This is a genomic window from Streptomyces sp. NPDC050619, from assembly GCF_040654815.1.
GTDB lineage: Bacteria > Actinomycetota > Actinomycetes > Streptomycetales > Streptomycetaceae > Streptomyces.
This window is the reverse complement of sequence record NZ_JBFAIR010000103.1, coordinates 1-4,048: the sequence shown is the minus strand read 5'-3', so window position 1 is coordinate 4,048 and position 4,048 is coordinate 1. Positions and strand designations below refer to the sequence as shown.

Here is a 4,048-nt window from a genome sequence, read left to right as displayed (position 1 = left end):
TCAACCGCGCCCGCGCCGACACCAGCACACACGCATCCCGCAACGACAACACACCCGCCACATGCGCCGCCGCGATCTCACCCACCGAATGACCGGCGACGTACTTGGGCCTGACGCCGAACGACTCGACGAGCCGGTACAGCGCTACCTCGACGGCGAACAGGGCGGGCTGAGCGACGCCGGTGCGATCCAGCGCGGCCGGGTCGTCGCCCCACATCGTCTCCCGCACTCCGGGGCCGAGTTCGTCGAGTACGGCGTTCAGGGCGTCGGCGAACACTGGGAACCGGTCGTACAACTCCCGTCCCATGCCCAGCCGTTGGGCGCTCTGTCCGGAGAAGAGGACAGCGAGGGGTCCGGGCTCGGCGACCGCTCGCGCGGCCTCGGTGAGTCCGTCGGCGGTGGCGAGCAGGACGGCCCGGTGGGGGAAGGCGGAGCGGCCGACGGCCAGGGAGTGGCCGACGTCCACGGGCGCGTGATCGTCCGCGTGGGCGCGGATCCGGTCGAGCTGTGCGTCGAGCGCGGCCGCGCCGGTGGCGGTGACGGGCAAGGGCACCACGCGCGCGGTGACGGTCCTCGTCTCCGGCTCCTCGCCCTCCGGCTCCGGTGCCTGTTCGAGGACGACGTGGGCGTTGGTGCCGCTGATACCGAACGATGACACGCCGACCCGGCGGGGGCGCCCGGTGTCGGGCCAGTCGGTGTTGGCCGTGGCGATCTCGACGGCGCCCATGGACCAGTCGACGTGCGACGAGGGCACGTCGGTGTGCAGGGTGCGCGGGACGACGCCGTGCCGCAGGGACATGACGGACTTGATCAGTCCGGCCGCACCGGCAGCCGCCTGGGTGTGCCCGATGTTGGACTTCACCGAGCCCAGCAGCAGCGGCCGTTCCCGATCCTGACCGTACGTCGCGAGCAACGCCTGCGCCTCGATCGGGTCGCCCAGCCGCGTCCCGGTGCCGTGCGCCTCCACCGCGTCCACCTCGGCCGGGCCCAGCCCCGCCGACGCCAGCGCCTGCCGGATCACCCGCTGCTGCGACGGACCGTTCGGCGCCGTCAAACCGTTGGACGCACCGTCCTGGTTCACCGCGGAGCCACGCACGGTGGCGAGGACCCGGTGCCCGTGACGCACAGCGTCGGAGAGTCGTTCGACTACGACCATGCCGACGCCCTCGGACCAGCCGGTGCCGTCGGCGTCGTCACCGAAGGCCTTGCAGCGGCCGTCCTCGGCGAGGCCGCCGTGGTGCCTAAAGCCCGCGAAGGCGGCGGAGGTGGTCATCACGGTGACACCGCCCGCCAGGGCGAGGGAGCACTCGCCGCTGCGCAGCGCCTGCGCCGCCAGGTGCAGCGACACCAGCGACGACGAGCACGCCGTGTCCACGGTGACCGCCGGGCCCTCGAGGCCGAAGACGTAGGCGAGACGGCCGGACATGACACTGGCCGCCAGCATGACGCCGCGACCCTCCATGTCCTTGGCGCGGGCGAGGAGGTGGTGGTAGTCGACCCCGTTGCTGCCGACGAATACGCCGGTGCGGCTGCCGCGCAGACTCCGCGGGTCGATGCCGGCGCGTTCGAACGCCTCCCAGCCGGTCTCCAGCAGCAGCCGCTGCTGCGGGTCCATGGCCACGGCCTCGCGCGGGCTGATGCCGAAGAACTCGGGGTCGAAGTCGGCGGCGTCGTGCAGGAAGCCGCCCTGGCCCTGGATCTCCCAGCCTCGGTCGGTGGGGAAGGCGGAGATGGCGTCGGTGCCGGAGGCGACAAGCTCCCACAGCTGCTCCGGGGTCTGGACGCCGCCGGGGAAACGGCAGGCCATGCCGACCACGACAACGGGGTCCTCGGCGGTGTCGGCGGCGGGCAGCGGGCCGTCCGACTCGTCCTGGCTGCCCAGGAGTTCGGCGACGAGGCGCTCGGCGAGTCTGCGGGGCCGGGTGAAGTCGAAGAGCAGGCTGGCGGGGAGCGCGAGGCCGGTGGCGCGGGCGAGCTGGTTGCGCAGTTCCATCGACGTCAGGGAGTCGAAGCCGATGTCGTGGAAGGCGCGTTCGGCGTCCACGGCTTCGACTCCGGCGTGGCCGAGGACGCCGGCGGCGTGCGTGCGGACCAGGTCGAGGAGGAGCGGGACGCGCTCGTCCTCGGGGGCTGCGTACACCTTGCGGCGCAGGACGGAGGCGGCGGAGCGCGTGTCGTCGCGGAGCCTGCGGGCCTCGGCGCGGGCCGCCTCGGCGGCGGGCAGGGCGCTGAGGGCGGCGCAGGGCCGGATGCTGAACAGCATCCGCAGGGTGTCCTGCTGCTGGAGGTCGGCGACGACGGTCACGGGTGCGGTGTCGACGGTGAGTTCGGCGAGCACGCCGAGGGCGAGCCGGGGTTCGAGGGCGGTGGTGCCGGTCTCGCGCAGCGCATCCGTCAGCCCGGCGGCCATGCCGCCGCCGTCCCAGGCGCCCCAGGCGACGGAGGTGGCGGGCAGTCCCTCGGCCCGGCGCCGCCGCGCCAGCGCGTCCAGCACGGTGTTCGCGGCCGCGTAGTTGCCCTGACCGGGGTTGCCGACCGCCCCGGCCACCGACGAGAACAGCACGAACGCCGACAGGTCGTGCTCCCGGGTCAGCTCGTCCAGCAGCAGCGCGGGGCTGACCTTGGCGCGGAAGACGGCGCCGAAGCGCTGCGGGGTGAGGCCGTTGAGCACGGCGTCGTCGAGGACTCCGGCGGCGTGCACGACGGCGGTCAGCGGCATGTCGGCTGGGATCGCCTCCAGCGCCGCCGAGAGCTCCGCGCGGATCGCCGTGTCACACGCGGCGATCGTCACCCGCGCACCCAGCGCGGTCAGCTCGGCCTCCAACTCCTGTGCACCGGGCGCCTGTCGGCCACGCCGGCTGAGCAACAGCAGATGCTCCGCACCATGCTCCGCCGCCCACCGGGCCACATGACCGCCCAGCGCACCCGTGCCGCCCGTGATCAGCACCGTCCCGGACGGCTCCCACACCGGCGCCCGCTCCACACCCGGCGCGGCGGCAAGGCGACGACCGAAGACCCCGGCGCCCCGCACCGCGACCTCGTCCTCCTCCCCGGAGCCGGCCAAGTGCTCGACGAACCGGCGCAGTGCGGCCTCGTCCGGTACCCCTGGCAGATCGATCAACCCACCCCACCGGTCGGGATACTCCAGAGCCGCGACCCGGCCCAGACCCCACAGTGAGGCTTGGAGGGGTCGCACGGTCTCGTCGGGCGAGACGGCCACCGCGCCACGGGTGGCGGACCAGATCCGGGTGCGGAACCCGGCGTCGTCCATGGCCTGCAGCAGTACGGCGGTGTCGACGAGGCCGACCGGGACGCTGGTCCAGCGGGTGGCGTCGGTGCCGGCGAGCAGGGAGAGGACGCCGGTGAAGCGGGTGCCGTCGGCGGTGAGCCGGGACAGTTCCTCGGCGAGTTCGCCTCGGGCGGGCCGCCTGCCGACTCTGATGGACACGGTGTCGGGGCCGAGGGCGGCGGTCACGGCGTCCAGCCAGGCGCCGTCGGTGTCGGGCCCGTCGGCGGGCAGGACGACCAGCCAGGTGCCGGACGGTCCGGCCGCAGGGGTGCCGCGCAGCGGCTGCCAGGTCTCGCGGAAGCGCAGCGCGTCGGACAGCGAGCGGGCGCGGCGCTTGCTGCGCCAGGCGGACAGCGCGGGGACGACGCCGCCGAGTGCCTCGGTGCCGATGTCCAGGCGTGCGGCGAGCGCCGCCAGGTCCTCGCGTTCCACGGCGGCCCAGAACTCGGCGTCCACGCCGTCGCCGCCACCGGACGGGAGCAGGGCGTCGGCGGGCTCGGGCCAGTACCGCTCGTGCTGGAAGGGGTAGGTGGGCAGGTCGACGCGGCAGGCGCCGGTGCCGGCGAAGAACGCGGGCCAGTCCACCGGGACGCCGGCGGTGTAGAGCCGGGCCAGCGCGGTCACGGCGGCCGTCTCCTCGTCACGGTCCCGCCGCAGCAACGGAACGGCATCCTCGACAAACGGCGTGAGGACAGCGTCCGGGCCGATCTCCAGGAAGTGCCGCGCACCCGCGTCCCCGAGCGCGCGGACGCCGTCGGC

Annotated in this window: 1 protein-coding gene; it reads right to left on the bottom strand. The window is 74.2% G+C overall.

Features of this window, described 5'->3' with window-relative positions; genetic code table 11:
- Positions 1–4,048 (bottom strand): SDR family NAD(P)-dependent oxidoreductase (locus AB0I77_RS53165; RefSeq protein ID WP_363290267.1); only part of this gene is annotated, 4,048 nt, incomplete at both ends.